The following is a 14463-nucleotide window of genomic DNA, read 5'->3' on the forward strand; positions in this document are numbered from 1 at the left end:
ATTACGTATCGAAATATATAGCAGCTCATCGACTTCCGCCACCGGTGACCGCTACCACCAGCCGAACACGCCCCAGGCCAGCGCCGGTGCCACCACGATCGAGCTGCAGCCGAACAGCAGGAGCTGGCGGAACAACTTCGTGCGGGATTCCTCGGGCGCGGCCGCGAGGAACAGTCCACCGGTGATCCCCAGCGGGTTCACGTCCACCAGCAGACAGGAAAGCGCCACGGCGATCAGCGCGCCGACCGGATCAAGCCCGGCGGCGATCAGCGGCGGCAGCAACGGAACGGCGGTCGCCAGCACCGCGATCGACGAGGCGAAGAACGACGTGATCCCCGCGATGTAGCAGAGCAGCAGCAGCCCGACCAGCGGGCTGCCCCCGGTCAGCAACGCATCGCTGATCAGCTCGAAGGAGCCGGTCGACTCCATCACCCCGATATAGGTCAGGATCCCGGCGATCAACACGATCACGCCCCACGGGATCCGGTTGATGATCTGCTGGGGTTCCAGCCGGAAGGTCAGTTGCAGGACCACTGCGAGCACGATAGCGACAAACCCCAGGTCGAGGTCGAACGCGGCGCTGCCGAGCACCATCAACCCCATCGCGAACAGCGTGGCGACGCGTTGCCGCACGGGCGCGGCCGTGCCTGCCACGGTCAGCGTCGCGGTCGCGCCGCCTCCCTGGTCGGGCTGGCTACCGCCAGTGGAACCAGTCGGGGGCATGTCCGCCGGTCGGTCGCTCGGCCGCGCCGATCGCCGAGCGAACAGGGTGTAGGTCGTAGTCAGTAGCAGCCCGAGGCTCAGCGAGGCGAGCAGCAGGTACAGGTTGGCTGCCGAGGGCAGTTCGATATTGGCCTGCGCGTACAGATTGAGTGCGGTCAGCCCGTACACCGCGATCGGCGAGAAGCAGCCGGCAAGTATTCCGGTGACCCCGGCCAGCACCATCAGCAGTATCGGGAACCCGTAACGGATCGCGAAACCGATGGCGATCGGCGCCATGATCGCGGTCGCGGCTGCCGGCAAGGTGCCAAGACCGGTGAGCAGGCCGCCCACCAGGAAGGTCAGCCAGGGGATCAGCCACAGCCGACCGCCGACCAGCCGGAGCGCGCCATTCAGTATCCAGCTCAGCGTGCCGTTGCTCTGCGCGATGGCGAACAACGAGAGCACCCCGAGCACAAGTATGAAGAAGTCAGCCGGGAAAAACGAGGTCAACTCGTCGGCGGAGATGCCGGCGTAGAGCGCGACCAGGTATGCGGCTGGAAAGCAGAGGAGTCCAAGATGGACGCGGTTCCACATGGCCGCGCCGAAGAGCAGGAACAGCACCACGATCGACACGATGGCGGCGTCTGGCATGGCAGTATCCTTCCGCAACAGTCAGCTTTGACTGTCCTTCCACGACATTGGGGAATGGGTGCGTCTCAGATGGCGCCGCTGGCGCGAAGCCGGGCGAGTTCGGTGGCCGTGCAGCCGGCAAGCTCGCCGAGCACCGCATCGGTGTCCGCGCCGAGGCGCGGGCCTGGGGTTATGGATCGTGGCGCGAACCCGGAGAACCTGCCCGCTGGTGCCTGCATGAGATGTGTTCGACCACGTTCCGGGTCGACTACTTCGCGTATTGAGCCCCTTGCCTGGATATGTTCGTCGGCGCAGATATCCGCGGCATCGTTCACCGGTCCACATGCGACGCCGGCGGTGGTCAGCTTGTCGACGAGTTCGGCAAGATCGTGCCTGCTGGTGAACGCCGCGACCCTGGCATCGACGAGTGCCCGCTGCGTGATGCGCTGCTCGAAGGTGACCAGCTCGGCCAGGTCCGGATCGTCCAGCAGCGGGACCAGGCGTTCCCACATTCGTTGGGTGGACGCGGGCAGTACCAGGTACTTCCCGTCCTTTGTGGGGTAGAGGCCATTCGGGCTGATCTTCGGGTTCTCGTTGCCGGCGCGGGCGGCGATCTCGCCGGTGCTGCCATAGTCGGCGATGAAGTCCTCCATCATCCGCAGCACTGGTTCGTACAGGGCAAGATCCACGAGTTGCGCGGTGCCGGTCTGGTCTCGTTGGCGTAGCGCGAGCATGGCCGCGTAGGCGCCGTAGATTCCGGCGAGGCCGTCGGCGATGGCATAGCCGGAGAACATCGGCGGGCCGTCCGGGTTGCCGGTGCGTCCAGTCAGTCCGGCGAACGCCTCGGCGACCCTGGCAAACCCTGGCCGATCGGCGTAGGGGCCGGTTCGGCCGTACGCGCTGATGTGCACCAACACCAGCTCCGGGTTGACCTTGCAGAGCTCGTCGAAGTCGATCCCGAAGCCGCGCAGGGTAGGCGGCCGGAAGTTCGTCACGACCAGGTCGGTCTCCGCCACCAGCCGGCGGAAGACCGCGACACCGTCCGAATTGTGCAGATCGATGGTGACGCTCTTCTTGTTCTTGCCGAGGTATGGCCATTGCGCGGACTCGCCGTCCACAAAAGGTGGGTAGCCGCGGATCGGGTCACCGTGCTTCGGGTCCTCGACTTTGATCACCTCCGCGCCGAACTCGCCGAGCAGTGCGGCGGTGAGCGGTGCGGCGAGCACGGTCGCGGCGTCCAGTACCCGGATCCCGTCGAGTGGCAGTGACATATGACGCCTTTCAGTCGACCGGCGAGGTGGATTGCGAAAAGACGATATGTGCAGGAAACAGGGTTCGGAAGATGTGATCACGGCGCACGGGTGATAGAAAAAACCTTTCATGACAAGGGTGGTCTGCGATGCGGGTGGAACGTGCGCGGTATGCCGAGGCCGCACTACGGCTCGGGTCGTTGCGTGCCGCTGCCGAGGAAGTCGGGGTCAGCCAGCCGACGTTGCGCCAGCAGCTCGAACTGTTCGAGGAGGAGCTGGATACGGTGCTGCTGACCCGCAGCCGGCGCGGCGTTGTCGGCACGCCAGCGGGTGAGGAGCTGTTGCCGTGGATCCGGCAGCTGATCGCCGCCGAGGACGCGCTCCGGGACGGCGCGCTCGGGTTGACCGGCGCCTATCAGGGCACCGTGCGGGTCGGCTGCGTGCCGTCGCTGGCGAGCGTGCTGCTCGCACCGGTGATCGGGCGGCTGCTCAGCGAACATCCTCGACTGCGGTTCACCGTGGCGGAATCGACCTCGGGTGCCGTCGAGGATTTGGTCGCCGATGGTGGGCTCGACTTCGGGGTGGTGACCGAACCGAGCACCCCGCCCATGCAGCGCTTGGAGCGTCGCCGGCTGTTCAGTTTCCCGCTGTACGCCTGCGCGCCGAGCGACCATCCGCTGGCGCGGCGGCGGTCGTTGACCTGGTCGGAGCTGGCATCGTGGCCACTGGTCAGTATGCGGCGGGGTACGCGGTTGTGGGAGATGCTGCATACGCACCTCGCCGAACCACGCGTGGTGTTCGAAGCCTCGACCGCGCAGACCCTGCGCATGATGGTCGCGCACGGCGCGGGGATCGGGGTGGACACGCTGATCGCCAGTGGGATCGATGATGCACGGCTGGTGCATGTGCCGCTGACCGGTCCGGAGCCCGAGGTCGAAGTCTGCCTGACCCAGCGCACCAACTCGCAACCGTCCAGCGCCGCGCTCACCGTCCGCGCCCTACTGCTGGAACAGGCCGAGCTGGTGTACCCACCTCGCCTTAAAGAACGCGGTCACGGGGTGTAGCGCTCAACCGTCGCGTTTGGCCCTGGCCCTGCGCTTGCCTTCGTGCATGCCCTGCACCCGGGGAATCGGGATCGCGTGCCCCTCGGCCAGCAGGTCCGCGTCCAACACCTGCGGCGCGGGTAGCTCGGTTTGCCACGGGTCAGCCAGCTTGCCGGCCGTGCGCACGGTGAAATCGCTGGGATGTACCCGATCCAGCTCTGCCCAGGACACCGGCCAGGACACCGGTGTGCCGGCGCGGACCCGTGGGCTGTAGGTGGCGACCACCGTGCCGTTACCGGCCCGGGTGGCGTCCAGAAAGACCCGGTCTCCGCGATCGGCGCGCAGATATGCGGTGGTGACCAGGCTCGGGTCAAGGCGTTCCGCGCGGGCGGCGAGCGCCCTGGTTGCCGCGGCCGCATCGTCGACGGTGGTCTGCTCGTGCACTGGTACGTAGATATGCACGCCTTTGGCGCCACTGGTTTTCACCGCGCCGGCCAGTCCCGCCTCGGTGAGTGCCTGCCGGACGAGCTGTGCCGCCCGGACCGCGCGGTCGAAGGCATCGGCAGGCGGGTCGATATCCAGCACCAGATGTGTCGCATGTGTCCAGTCCGCGGCGCGGACCAGCGCGGGGTGGTACTCGACCGCACGCTGGTTGGCGAACCACAGCAGCGTGCGCCGGTCGTCGCAGAGCGCGTAGCGCACAGTGCGCTGCGAGGTCGCTGCCCACTGCCGTACCGAGTTGACCCAGGACGGCGTGTACTTCGGCAGGTTCTTCTGCATGAAGGGTTCCTGGTCGCGCAGCGCGCGCACGACGGAAAGCGGCCGGCCGCGCAGTTCGCGGATGATCCGCTCGTGCACCGAGTCCAGGTAGTCCACCAGATCGCGTTTGGTCGCTTCCGCGCCTTCGAACAACGACTGGTCCAGATTGGTCAGCTTGACGCCGTCCCGGGTTTCTTCGGTACCCATGTGTTCACTGTTGTCGTGCGTGCGGGCAAGGTCAACGTCAGGGGTGATCAGCCCGGGTGGGTTGCCATGAAGGCAAGCAGGCGCCGCGCGGTTTCCGCACTGAACTCGCTGGGCAGCGCGTGGCTGGCAGTCGGGAAGCCCACGGTTGACACGTTCGGGATATGCAAGCGCGCCCTGGCGTTCGCGCGCTTGCTGTTGTGCAATCGGCTGCGCCCGCCAAGCATCACCAGGGTTGGTACCCGGATCGCGGCGAGCTGGGCGTCGCTGAGCTTCTGCGGCATGGGGGTGGCTCGTTTGCGGTAGTCGCGGAGCCCGGCGATCTGTAGTTCGCGCAGTGGTGTGGCGGGTTCCGTGCCGCAGCCAGACCATCGCAGAAACCGACGGCGTAGCTCGTCAGAATCTCGCAGCGATACGTACACCATGCGGATCAGTGCGGTCGGGGCAAGGCCGGCGAGCGCGCGTGCGGGTTCGATCGCGCTCACCGTGGCCAGCGCGTCCGGGCGATGGATGGCCTGGTTGAGCGCCAGCCAGCCGCCGTAGGACAGTCCGACCAGATGGACAAGGGGTAGGTCGAGCGTGTCGAGTACCTCGGCCAGCCAGGACGCGTACTCCGCGCCATTGCGCACTGGTCTGGTTTGGACGCTGAGCCCGGCATCGCCGATCGTGTCCAGTGCTATGACTGGGCGATGATCCCCGAGTAGTCGCACGATCGAGGCCCAGCTCGGAGCTGCCGAGTTCGCGCCGGGTAGCAGGACAACGGGCATGCCGTCGGGTCGCCCGCTGCGGTAGTACTGGGTCGTGCCGAAACTGGTTGGCACCGTGTGGGACGTGTAGTCCGGCCACTCCCGCAGCGCTGCCTGGTATGCCGTGCGGTACCGCTGTTCGGCCGCGGCATCGCGAAAACCACCGAGCTCGGCCATCGCACCACCCCGTCGATGAATCTCTCCCGCCGCTGGCGCGAAAGTACCCCATCGCGGAGATTACGTCAGCGCAGCACCGGCAGCGCGGTCAATCGCCAGGAGCCACCATCGGTGTCCCTGGCCGCGTCCGGCGGCGAGGTCGCTGGCGCCAACTTCGGGAACCGGTCCAGCAACGCGCCGAGCGCCACTTCGGTCTGCACCCTGGCGATGCTGGCGCCAAGACAGAAATGTGGCCCATGTCCGAACGCGAGATGCGCGCGAGCAGGCCCGGTGCGCCGGATATCGAAGCGATCCGGGTCGTCGAATACCCGAGGATCCCGGTTCACGCCCGCGATCGCGGTGCTGACCGGTTGTCCCTTGTCGATGGTGATCCCATCGATATCCACGTCCTCGGTGGTGAACCTGGGTACGGTCAGCAGGTTCGGCCCGCACCAGCGCAGCATCTCCTCGACAGCCGAGGGCAACAGGTTCGGATCCTGCCGCAGAGCGTCGAGTTGTTCCGGATGCGCGAACAGTGCGGCAAGTCCATTGAGGATCAGCTGGGTAGGCGTCTGCCCGGCAAGCACCAGATGCCAGACAAGCGAGACGATCTCGGTATCGCTGAGCCGATCACCGTCGGCCTCCTGCACCCGCACCAGGTCGCCGACCAGATTGTCCGCCGGCTCGGCACGGCTGGCCGCCACCGCGTCCTTGGCGCCGGCGATGATCCCGGGGATCGCGGCGGCGAACTCCTTGCCCGCACCCGACGCGATATGCGCGCCGTACTCCCGCCAGCGCGGCCAGTCCGCTTCCGGGATACCGACCAGCGCGCAGATCACGTCCATCGGTAGCGGTCGGGCGAAACCGGGGAACAGGTCCACCGGTTCACTCGCCTCCTGCTTGGCCACCTCGTCCAGCAGCCGGTGCACCAGCATCGCGATGCGCTCGCGAAACTCGCCCGTCCTGCGTGGCGTGAACGCGGGCGCGACCAGCCGGCGCAGCCGTAAATGGTTCGGTCCGTCCTGTTCGGACATGGTGCGCAGGTAAGGCAGGCAGTCCTCCGGCACGTCCGGACTTAGGTAGCTGGCCGAGTTGATCTCGAACCGTGGATCGCCGAGTAGTTCCTTCGCCGGCGCGTAGCGGGTGACCACCCAGAGCGACATCGGGCCGGGCATCCGCAGCTGGGCAACTGGCGCGGCCTCACGTGCCTGTGCATAAGCCGTGAACGGATCGCGCAGCACCTCGGGATCGGCCAGATCCAGCTCGGGAACGGTCATCGAACCTCCTAGATGGTTATTTCATATGTTCTCAACATCTGAATGTTGACAGTATCCTGATCTCGGACGGGTTGGCAATCTTCGGGACGGAGCAGGATGGCGCGGCTCAGCAGGGTGGAGCAGCAGGAGCGAAACAAGGCCAAGGTGCTTGCCGCCGCCCGCGCGGAGTTCGCCGAGCGCGGCTACCGGGAGGCGAAGGTCGACGCCATCGCCGAGCGGGCCGAGCTGACCAGGGGTGCGGTGTACTCCAACTTCCCCGGTAAGCGCGCTTTGTACTTCGCGGTGCTGGCCGAGCTGGCGGCGGAGGTGCCGATCGCCGCGCACGTTCGGCCCGGCGAAAACCCGGTAGACGCGCTGGGCGCGTTCGCCGGCGCCTGGATGGCCCGGCTGCCGGCATCCGGTTTCGGGGTGGACATGCTCTCCGAGGTGCGCGCCGAGGAACTGACCAGGCGGCCGTTCACCCAACTGCTGAAGCTGAACGCGCTGGTGTTGAGCCTGGCGCTGGAACATCTCGCGCCGCCCGTATCAATCGCTGACGCTCCGCCGCGCCGGTTCGGCCGGCTTGCCGAGACGGTGCTGACCACCTTGTACGGCGCCGGCGAGCTCGCCACCGCGGCGCCCGGTTTCGGTGAGCCGTTCGACGTGATCAGCGCCTGCGAACGGCTGGCCGGCATGGAGTTGAACGACTGGTGGGCGCCGCCGGAGCAGGTCACCGTGCCGGTGCCGGATGACCTGCCCTGGTCGGCGCCCGAGATGGTTGATCGGGTCCGTGCCGAGCCGGTTGAACTGGCCGAGGATGGCCTGCTCGCGGTGGTTGGGCTACACCGGCTGGCCGTGCTCGAGGAGGCGGTACGCGCCGGTGGGCCAGTGACCGCGGTGCTGGTCACCAGTGCGCCAGCGGAGCTGTTGCCGCTGGCCCAGTTGGTTCTCGCGCAGCTCAGTGGTTGCCTGCGCCAGGCGTTCCCGCGCTCGGCCTGGCCGGCACTGCGGATCGTCTGCGACCAGACCGGCGCGGTGGCCAAGGCGGCTGGGCTCTCCGCGGTCAGCGATGCCACCGAAGCGGCCGTGCGGATCAGCGGCGGCCGGATCACCGCGCGCGCCGAAGGCCCCGGCGCCTGCCACGCCATCGGCGCCCGCACCCCCCAACGCCGCTAACCTTAAAGAACGCGATTACGGAACGTGATCATCCTCGGCGCGGTCGGCCAGCGCGGCGGCGGTGCCACGGATAAACGCTTGCAGGCCGTGTTCGAAGGCCTCGTCACCGGTGGTCCGGGCACCTTCCCGGATCGCGGCCAGGATGGGCGCCGACGAGTCCCCGTCGAAAAGCTCGGTCAGGGCTGTCAGCCGGTCGGCCGTGTCGGCGCTTGGTTCGCGCGGCTTGGCCTGTTCGAGCAGGACAAAGCCATTGATGTACTGGGAAAGCGTGGAGATCGTGCGCAACCCGAGGCTTGGCGGGAATCCCTGCTTCACCAGTCCGGCGAGCTCCGCGTTGAACATCCGGATCGTCGCCGGGCTGAGCCAGGCCGCTCCGGCGACAATGCGCGCTCCATCGCGGTGCGCCAGTAGCGATTGGCGGTAGGCGCGCGAGCGGCGAGCAAGCCAGTCCTGCCACGGTTCGCCGTCCGCGGGTGGGCCCATCCCGGCGGCCGTGACGATCGCGTCGGCCATCCCGTCGAGCAGTTCCTGCTTACCGCGAATATGCCAGTACAGCGCGGGCGACTGAACGCCGAGCTCGGTGGCAAGCCGGCGCACGCTCAACCCGTCCAGCCCGACCTCGTCCAGCAGTCGCAGGGCCGCGTCGATCATCGACTGGCGGGTCACCCCCGGCCGGTTACTAGCAGGCATCGCCAACTACCTTAGCACTGCTAAGCTGCTCCTTAGCAGTGCTAAGGCGACTGAACGGGAGGCGTCATGGGGATGATCAGTTCGGCGGATGGGACAGATATCCGCTGGTACGACGAAGGGCGCGGGCCAGCCGTGTTGATCGTTGGGCCCGGAATGGACGACGGCAGCCGGACCAAGAAACTCGCCGGCATCCTCGCAAGGCGTTTCCGGGTGCTGCGGTTGCGCCGCCGCCAGTACCGGATGGACCTGAAATCCCGTGGACCGAGCACGATCGCCGATGAAGTGGCCGATGTGTGCGCGGTCGCCGGGGAGGTAGCGGAGCCGTTGGTCATCTACGGCCATTCGTCCGGTGGTGTGGTCGCACTCGAAGCGCTCGCGGCGTCCCCGACATCGTTCGCGGGTGCGGTGATCTACGAACCGGCCGCGGTGACCGAACTGCCGATCGCGGGCGAGCAAGGCTGGGTTGTCAGCCGTGCCCGCGCCGCACTCCGGGCGGGTAAGGTCGGTGCGGCACTGAGGGTGTTTATGCGGGAAAGTGCCGGGACACCAGCGTGGCAAGCGTGGGTTGGTGGCTGCCTGGTCCCGCTGACACCGCGCTACCGCAGGCTCATCCCCGCGCAGATCGATGACCTCGAAGCACTGCACCAGCTCGGCAATCGCCTGGACGTCTACGCCAAGATCACTACGCCCACATTGCTACTCGAAGGCGATCGCAGTCCGAGGCACCTCATCGACCGGCAGACCGCCATCGAGCAGGCAATGCCACGTACCGAGCGCGTTGTCATGCCCGGTCGCGACCATGGCGCGGACCTCAAGGACACCAGCCGGGTCGCCAGCATCATCGAGACCTTCGCCAACAAGTGTTTCCCGGCAGCCAGTTAGCCCCGTCGCTAGCTCGGCACCCGGTCCAGGAACCCGAGCACCTGGTTCAGCCGGCCATCCGCGTCCACGGTCGCGACATCGAACCCAACGACTGGCGCCGGGCCTTCCTCGGGACCAAGCTCCCAGGTGAACCGGAACTGCTCGTGGTGCCCATCCACCGCGCCGACCAACCGGAAGCTCATCCCGGGGAACTGCTCCTGCGCGCCGGCGATCGTCGCATCGATCGCCGCACGTCCCCGCGCGGTCCCCAGCGGATCGCAGTACACCGCGTCGGCCGACCACAACGCGTCGATTGCCTTGCGCCGCAGCTGTGGATCGGTCTCGTTCCACACCGCGACGTACTGCTTGGCGAGGTCATCAAACGTGGCACTCATGGGAAACTCCTCAGCTCTTGGTGGTGACAGCAGCCATGGTTGACGCCAACGCGCAGCTGGTCGATGACCTCGGAGGTGATGGTCGGCCGGCACGGTCAGCGCCGCTTCCGGAAATTTCCCAAAAAAGTTTCGCGGGATTGTCGAATCGCGGGCCGTATCCGCGACGGGTAGGTAACGGCTCCTCGGAAAACGGAGGGGCGGCCCACTGACAAGGAGTATCCAATGCGGTTCATGGTGATGATCAAGTCCGACGAGACCACTGAAGCCGGCACGATGCCGACCGAAGCGGAACTGGCCGAGATGGGCGCATACAACGAGGAGCTGGTCAAGGCCGGTGTGATGCTCGCCGGCGAGGGACTGCACCCGTCGAGCAAGGGCGCCAAGGTCAAGTTCAGCGGCGGCAAGCCGAGCGTGCTCGACGGGCCGTTCACCGAAGCGAAAGAGCTGGTCGCCGGCTTCTGGCTGATCCAGGTCAGCTCGCACGAAGAGGCGATCGAATGGGTCAAGCGCTGCCCGGTCCGCGAGGGGGAGATCGAGATCCGCCGGGTTTTCGAGGAGGACGACTTCGGCGCCGAGTTCACCCCCGAACTGCGGGCGAAAGAGGCCGAGCTGCGCGAGGAGATCGGCAAGCAGCAGTAGAACCGTCTACCGCTGGAGCGGGGTGAACTCAGAGCGGGCGGAGTTCTGGGCGCTTCGCCGCCCGACCATCCCCCGAGGAACGGCCGCGGATTCGCCGGCCCAGCCACGGGCCGGCGAACGCGCCAACCCAGCGCAGCTCCGCGCGCGCCGCCTGCCAGCGGTTCGGCGGTGGTAGCGGTGGCAACGGTTCGGTCCACGACGCGTCGCTGTCCGGCAGCTCGAGGGCGTGTGCCATGGCCGCCGCGATCCGGGCATGCCCGAGCGGGTTCGCGTGCAACCGATCGGCGCTCCAGATCCGCGCGTCGGTGGTGATCGGATGGCTGAACGTGTCCACCACGGCCACCCCGTACGACTGAGCGGCCGCGGCGATCCGCGCGTTCAGCTCGATCACCCTGGGCAGCAGCGGACGGGCGATCGGCACGATCTTGCCGATATCCGGGTAGGTCAGCGTCACCACCCTGGCGCCGATCCCGGTCAGCGCGGCGAACATCGCGGACAGTTCGGCGACCACCTGCTCCGCGTCGAACCGCCTGCGCAGCAGGTCATTCATCCCGCCGACCACGGTCGCCAGATCGGGCCGCAGCGCGACCGCGCGGTCCAGCTGGCCCTGGCGAATCTGACCGGCCAGCTTGCCGCGCACCGCCAGGTTGGCGTACTGGAAATCCGGATTGTGCTGGCTCAGCTGCTCGGCCAACCGGTCCGCCCAGCCCCGGTATCCAATCGAGTCGTCCCCGTCGTTGAGCCCCTCGGTCTGGCTGTCGCCGAGCGCGACGTACCGGCTGAACCGCTGCTGCACCATCACGCCCTTTCCTGGCGAACGCTGATCAAATCCAGCCTACGCAACAGCGCGTGATGTTAGGTTCCTCCCGGTTCGTCGTAGGCGCTTGTGGAGGCCATCGCTCATGCTGAAGTCGCCACCCTGGTGGTGCATCGGGCTGCTGGTAGCCGGATTCTTCGCCATCATCGGCGGGCGTGGCTTCGCGTTCCCGGTGCCCGCGTGGTCCGCGATCGGTGGGTTTGCCCTGCTCGCGCTCGGAGTGGTGGCGATCTACCGGCGCATGCTCACCGGCAAGCTCGAGGGTGGCAAGACCGGCACCTGGAACGCGCGCAATCTCGGATTAACCGTCGGGTGGATTGCCGCGGTGTATGCGGCGATGTGGGTGACCGAAACGCTGCTTCGCGACTCGCTTGGTGACGGGATGGCGGGGCTGGTCGCCGCCGTGCCGGCCACCGCGCTGTTCGCCGGCTACCTTGGCTGGGCGCTGCGTATCCAGTACGGCCGGCGCTGACAAACGAACTGGCCGCGAGACCCGTCGGCCTCGCGACCAGTTCGGCTGACCAACTACTCGGCCGCGGCTGCCTCTGCCTCCGCGATCAGTTCCTTGGCCTTGGCTTCCGACTCGTCGTAGCGATCGGGGTAGGCCGAGCGCTGCACGCTCTGCGCCACCTCGCCAGCGGTCCAGTCGGGGTTGTTCTCGGCGTTCGGGATCGCCTGGTCGAGGTAGGCGTTCGTGGCGTACACCGGATCCATGATCTCCTCCGGGGTGCCCCAGCCCTGGCTGGGCCGCTGCTGGAATACCCCGAGCGAGTCACTGTGCCCGCAGTCCAGGTTGTTCATATGCGACTCGACCCAGCCGGCTTCGAACGCGGAAAGCATCACCCGGTCGTCCGCGCCGCGTTCGGTGGCGACGTCGTAAACGATCTTGATGATTTCCGGATCGTGCTCGGATGGAATGGTGTCGCATTCCAGGACCATGCTGTCGGTCGCCATACTCATCGGAATATGCGTACCCGGCGCGAGCGGGCTGCCGCTTTCCGTGGACTCGGCACTTGCCAGTGAGCTGGAAAGACCGATCGCCATTAAGGCACCGGCCGAGACGGCCAGCGCGCGCATGCTTGCCCTCTTAGCGTGCACGTTTTGTTCCTTTCGGGTCGCCGCCCCTATGCAGGGAGCGCCGAATGGGCGCAGGAGCGGGTGCCCGAGATCGTAGAAAGTAGTTCTTCAAAGGATCTGCAATTCCACTCGGAAGTGCTCACCCGTTTGGGCTAAAGCCGCCGCAGTTGACCAGCGGTTAGCCCGCTAAACGTGCCGTTCTTGCCGGGGCGTGTTGCGTCGTGATCAGCCCGCGACCAGCGATAACCGCGGTCACCACCTGCGCGGCCGCGGCGAGGCACAACGCGGTCAGTGGCACGATCCAACCGCCGGAAAGCGAATGCAACGTGCCGAGCAGCACCGGGCCCACGGCCGCGATCAGGTAGCCGATCGACTGGGCCATTCCGGACAATGCGGTCGCCGAGGCCGCGTCGGGAGCGCGCAGGCTGAGGAAGGACAGCGCGAGCACGATGCTGGAGCCTGTGGACAGTCCGGCGACGACTGTCCACAACGAAGCCCAGCCGGGGAGCAGGAGCAGGCCGAGGCAGGCGATCAGGCCGATCGTCGAGGTCAGGCCCGCGATCAGGCGCTGGTCCGGCAGCCGGCGCATGACCAGCGGTACGGCCAGGTTCATCACCAGCGCCACGGTCTGCATGAAGAACAGGTGCCAGCCAGCCATCGTCGGGCTCATCCCGTTGTCCTGCAGCACGCTGGGCAGCCAGGCAACCAGTACGTAGAAGGTCAACGACTGCAGCCCCATGTACAGCGTCACGACCCAGGCCAGCGGCGACCGCCAGGGCAGCCGGACCACGGGCGCGGGTTCGGCGCTTGCTTCGCCGCGCGCCTGGCCGCGCACCTGGGGCAGCCATACCGCGATGGCCAGCAGGGTGAGCAGCACCCAGCAGCCGAGCGCGGTACGCCAACCGCCGGGCAGGTGTGTCGCGATCGGCACCACGGTGCCGGAGGAAAGGGCCGCGAATGCGCCCATGATCAGGGTGTAGGCGCCGGTCAGCATGCTGATCGAGTTGGGGAAGTCGCGTTTGATCAACGTGGGCAGTAGTACGTTGCCCACCGCGATGGCGGCCCCGATGATCGCCGTGCCCAGGAACAGCGCGACCGTGGACAGTGTCGGTACCGAACGCAATACGGTGCCGAGCGCCAGGGTGAGCAGTGCCGCGAGCAGGGCGCGCTCCACGCCGAGTCGGCGACTGAGTGCCGGCGCCAGCGGGGAGACGACGGCGAAGCCGAGCAGCGGCAGGGTGGTCACCGCGCCGGCCACGCCCGGGCTGAGCCCCAACTCGGTGGAGATGAAACTGAGGACCGAGCCGACGCCGGTGAAGCTGGCGCGCAGGTTCGTGGCGACCAGCAGAATGCCGATGATCAGTAGCGTCAGCGCACCCCGGGACCTCGTTTGCCGCACCGCGCACCTCCGGCAGACCAATGTATGCCAGCCCCGTCCACGGCAATCTTTAGGGATCTTGCGGTGACTGTGCGTGACCGCAATCTTTAAGGTTAGCGTGGTTGGCGGGCTAGCCTTGCAGCTCGCGGTCTTGCTCGTTGATCTGGATCAGTAGCCCCTCCGGGTCACGCACGGTGAACGAGCGGCCGAAGGACTCGTCCACGATCGCGCTTTCGGCGGCATAGCCGGCCGCCCGCAACCGCTCGACCACCCGCTCGAGCGGCTCGTCCGCCTCGAAACAGAGCTCTACCGCGGCCTGCTTGGGATCATCCGCCGGCAACCCGTGCAGCGCCAGGCCGCTGCCCGTACCCGCCAACTCGACCCAGGCTGGATGGCCGGACCGGTTCGGCCGGCTGGCGAAATCCAGGTCGAGGCCGAGTGCCGCGTAGAAGTCCCGCGCCGTAGCCATATCCCGCACATAGCGGATCGCCACCGGTTTCATCCCTGCTCCCGCCCTTCCGCGCGCCTCGCGAGCACGTCGAGATGGCCGCGCAACGCCTGTTCGACCAATTTGGACAGCGAGATGCCCTCGTCCACCGCCGCGTGCTTGACCTCGCGTACCAGCTCGCGCGGCAGGTACACGTTGAACTGCTGCTGTTCGGATGCCACGGCTAGAATGCTAGC

At 67.2% G+C, this 14463-nt stretch carries 17 protein-coding genes; 5 read left to right on the top strand and 12 right to left on the bottom strand.

The annotated features are described in order from the left end of the window. Nucleotides 1-51: 51 nt before the first annotated feature. The gene (locus EV191_RS07240; RefSeq protein WP_132875972.1) at nt 52-1353 is read right to left on the bottom strand and encodes an SLC13 family permease; all 1302 of its coding nucleotides are present in this window, start codon (nt 1351-1353) and stop codon (nt 52-54) included. Between the two features lie 65 nt (nt 1354-1418). Then, complete coding sequence (locus EV191_RS07245; protein WP_165912854.1) at nt 1419-2603, bottom strand: CaiB/BaiF CoA transferase family protein; 1185 nt, start codon at nt 2601-2603, stop codon at nt 1419-1421. Nucleotides 2604-2731: 128 nt separating this feature from the next. On the opposite strand from EV191_RS07245, the gene EV191_RS07250 reads away from it, so the two are divergent. Next, on the top strand, nt 2732-3646 hold the full coding sequence (locus EV191_RS07250) for a LysR family transcriptional regulator (RefSeq protein ID WP_132875974.1): 915 nt from the start codon (nt 2732-2734) through the stop codon (nt 3644-3646). Nucleotides 3647-3649: 3 nt separating this feature from the next. Here the strand turns inward: EV191_RS07250 and EV191_RS07255 are convergent, their stop codons facing one another. From EV191_RS07255 to EV191_RS07265, 3 genes are all read right to left on the bottom strand, one after another. Further along, the gene (locus EV191_RS07255; protein ID WP_132875975.1) at nt 3650-4591 is read right to left on the bottom strand and encodes a DNA polymerase domain-containing protein; all 942 of its coding nucleotides are present in this window, start codon (nt 4589-4591) and stop codon (nt 3650-3652) included. Between the two features lie 47 nt (nt 4592-4638). Continuing rightward, nucleotides 4639-5511 (bottom strand): alpha/beta fold hydrolase, encoded by an 873-nt coding sequence (locus EV191_RS07260; protein ID WP_132875976.1) that lies wholly within the window; start codon nt 5509-5511, stop codon nt 4639-4641. Nucleotides 5512-5576: 65 nt separating this feature from the next. After that, nucleotides 5577-6767: a cytochrome P450 family protein gene (locus tag EV191_RS07265; protein ID WP_132875977.1), complete on the bottom strand. Its 1191-nt coding sequence runs from the start codon at nt 6765-6767 to the stop codon at nt 5577-5579. A gap of 96 nt (nt 6768-6863) precedes the next feature. Here EV191_RS07265 and EV191_RS07270 point away from each other — a divergent pair, with 96 nt between their 5' ends. After that, nucleotides 6864-7922 carry a TetR/AcrR family transcriptional regulator gene (locus tag EV191_RS07270; RefSeq protein ID WP_132875978.1) on the top strand — a complete coding sequence of 353 codons (1059 nt, stop codon included), beginning with the start codon at nt 6864-6866 and terminating at the stop codon, nt 7920-7922. Between the two features lie 15 nt (nt 7923-7937). On the opposite strand, the gene EV191_RS07275 is transcribed toward EV191_RS07270, so the two are convergent. Next, nucleotides 7938-8612 (bottom strand): TetR/AcrR family transcriptional regulator C-terminal domain-containing protein, encoded by a 675-nt coding sequence (locus tag EV191_RS07275; protein ID WP_132875979.1) that lies wholly within the window; start codon nt 8610-8612, stop codon nt 7938-7940. A gap of 66 nt (nt 8613-8678) precedes the next feature. Between EV191_RS07275 and EV191_RS07280 the strand changes: the two genes are divergently transcribed. Further along, nucleotides 8679-9494 carry an alpha/beta fold hydrolase gene (locus EV191_RS07280; protein WP_132875980.1) on the top strand — a complete coding sequence of 272 codons (816 nt, stop codon included), beginning with the start codon at nt 8679-8681 and terminating at the stop codon, nt 9492-9494. Nucleotides 9495-9502: 8 nt separating this feature from the next. On the opposite strand, the gene EV191_RS07285 is transcribed toward EV191_RS07280, so the two are convergent. Then, nucleotides 9503-9868 carry a nuclear transport factor 2 family protein gene (locus tag EV191_RS07285; RefSeq protein WP_132875981.1) on the bottom strand — a complete coding sequence of 122 codons (366 nt, stop codon included), beginning with the start codon at nt 9866-9868 and terminating at the stop codon, nt 9503-9505. A 222-nt stretch (nt 9869-10090) separates the two neighbouring features. Between EV191_RS07285 and EV191_RS07290 the strand changes: the two genes are divergently transcribed. Beyond that, nucleotides 10091-10507, top strand: a complete 417-nt coding sequence (locus tag EV191_RS07290; RefSeq protein ID WP_132875982.1) for a YciI family protein — start codon at nt 10091-10093, stop codon at nt 10505-10507. A gap of 28 nt (nt 10508-10535) precedes the next feature. Here the strand turns inward: EV191_RS07290 and EV191_RS07295 are convergent, their stop codons facing one another. Continuing rightward, nucleotides 10536-11306, bottom strand: coding sequence for an SGNH/GDSL hydrolase family protein (locus EV191_RS07295; RefSeq protein ID WP_132876203.1), 771 nt, complete (start codon nt 11304-11306; stop codon nt 10536-10538). A 103-nt stretch (nt 11307-11409) separates the two neighbouring features. Between EV191_RS07295 and EV191_RS07300 the strand changes: the two genes are divergently transcribed. Next, nucleotides 11410-11796, top strand: a complete 387-nt coding sequence (locus EV191_RS07300) for a hypothetical protein (protein WP_132875983.1) — start codon at nt 11410-11412, stop codon at nt 11794-11796. Between the two features lie 53 nt (nt 11797-11849). On the opposite strand, the gene EV191_RS07305 is transcribed toward EV191_RS07300, so the two are convergent. The 4 genes from EV191_RS07305 to EV191_RS07320 all read right to left on the bottom strand — a co-directional run bounded on the left by EV191_RS07305 (nt 11850) and on the right by EV191_RS07320 (nt 14448). Beyond that, nucleotides 11850-12422, bottom strand: coding sequence for a hypothetical protein (locus EV191_RS07305; RefSeq protein ID WP_132875984.1), 573 nt, complete (start codon nt 12420-12422; stop codon nt 11850-11852). A gap of 157 nt (nt 12423-12579) precedes the next feature. After that, entirely contained in the window at nt 12580-13800 is a 1221-nt protein-coding gene (locus tag EV191_RS07310) for an MFS transporter (RefSeq protein WP_132875985.1), read from the bottom strand. 109 nt (nt 13801-13909) lie between these two features. Then, entirely contained in the window at nt 13910-14281 is a 372-nt protein-coding gene (locus EV191_RS07315; RefSeq protein ID WP_132875986.1) for a VOC family protein, read from the bottom strand. Next, complete coding sequence (locus EV191_RS07320) at nt 14278-14448, bottom strand: ribbon-helix-helix protein, CopG family (RefSeq protein ID WP_165912855.1); 171 nt, start codon at nt 14446-14448, stop codon at nt 14278-14280. Before EV191_RS07320 ends, EV191_RS07315 begins: the two co-directional genes overlap by 4 nt. Nucleotides 14449-14463 lie beyond the last annotated feature (15 nt).

Origin of the sequence: Tamaricihabitans halophyticus, assembly GCF_004340875.1 — a bacterium.
In the GTDB taxonomy this organism is placed as follows: Bacteria; Actinomycetota; Actinomycetes; order Mycobacteriales; family Pseudonocardiaceae; genus Tamaricihabitans; species Tamaricihabitans halophyticus.

Coding starts and splice junctions, on each gene's coding strand:
- EV191_RS07260 (WP_132875976.1), bottom strand. CDS start 5,511: ATGGCCGAGCTCGGTGGTTTTCGCGATGCCGCGGCCGAACAGCGGTAC.
- EV191_RS07275 (WP_132875979.1), bottom strand. CDS start 8,612: ATGCCTGCTAGTAACCGGCCGGGGGTGACCCGCCAGTCGATGATCGAC.
- EV191_RS07245 (WP_165912854.1), bottom strand. CDS start 2,603: ATGTCACTGCCACTCGACGGGATCCGGGTACTGGACGCCGCGACCGTG.
- EV191_RS07290 (WP_132875982.1), top strand. CDS start 10,091: ATGCGGTTCATGGTGATGATCAAGTCCGACGAGACCACTGAAGCCGGC.
- EV191_RS07265 (WP_132875977.1), bottom strand. CDS start 6,767: ATGACCGTTCCCGAGCTGGATCTGGCCGATCCCGAGGTGCTGCGCGAT.
- EV191_RS07250 (WP_132875974.1), top strand. CDS start 2,732: ATGCGGGTGGAACGTGCGCGGTATGCCGAGGCCGCACTACGGCTCGGG.
- EV191_RS07240 (WP_132875972.1), bottom strand. CDS start 1,353: ATGCCAGACGCCGCCATCGTGTCGATCGTGGTGCTGTTCCTGCTCTTC.
- EV191_RS07255 (WP_132875975.1), bottom strand. CDS start 4,591: ATGGGTACCGAAGAAACCCGGGACGGCGTCAAGCTGACCAATCTGGAC.
- EV191_RS07295 (WP_132876203.1), bottom strand. CDS start 11,306: ATGGTGCAGCAGCGGTTCAGCCGGTACGTCGCGCTCGGCGACAGCCAG.
- EV191_RS07285 (WP_132875981.1), bottom strand. CDS start 9,868: ATGAGTGCCACGTTTGATGACCTCGCCAAGCAGTACGTCGCGGTGTGG.
- EV191_RS07270 (WP_132875978.1), top strand. CDS start 6,864: ATGGCGCGGCTCAGCAGGGTGGAGCAGCAGGAGCGAAACAAGGCCAAG.
- EV191_RS07300 (WP_132875983.1), top strand. CDS start 11,410: ATGCTGAAGTCGCCACCCTGGTGGTGCATCGGGCTGCTGGTAGCCGGA.
- EV191_RS07315 (WP_132875986.1), bottom strand. CDS start 14,281: ATGAAACCGGTGGCGATCCGCTATGTGCGGGATATGGCTACGGCGCGG.
- EV191_RS07280 (WP_132875980.1), top strand. CDS start 8,679: ATGGGGATGATCAGTTCGGCGGATGGGACAGATATCCGCTGGTACGAC.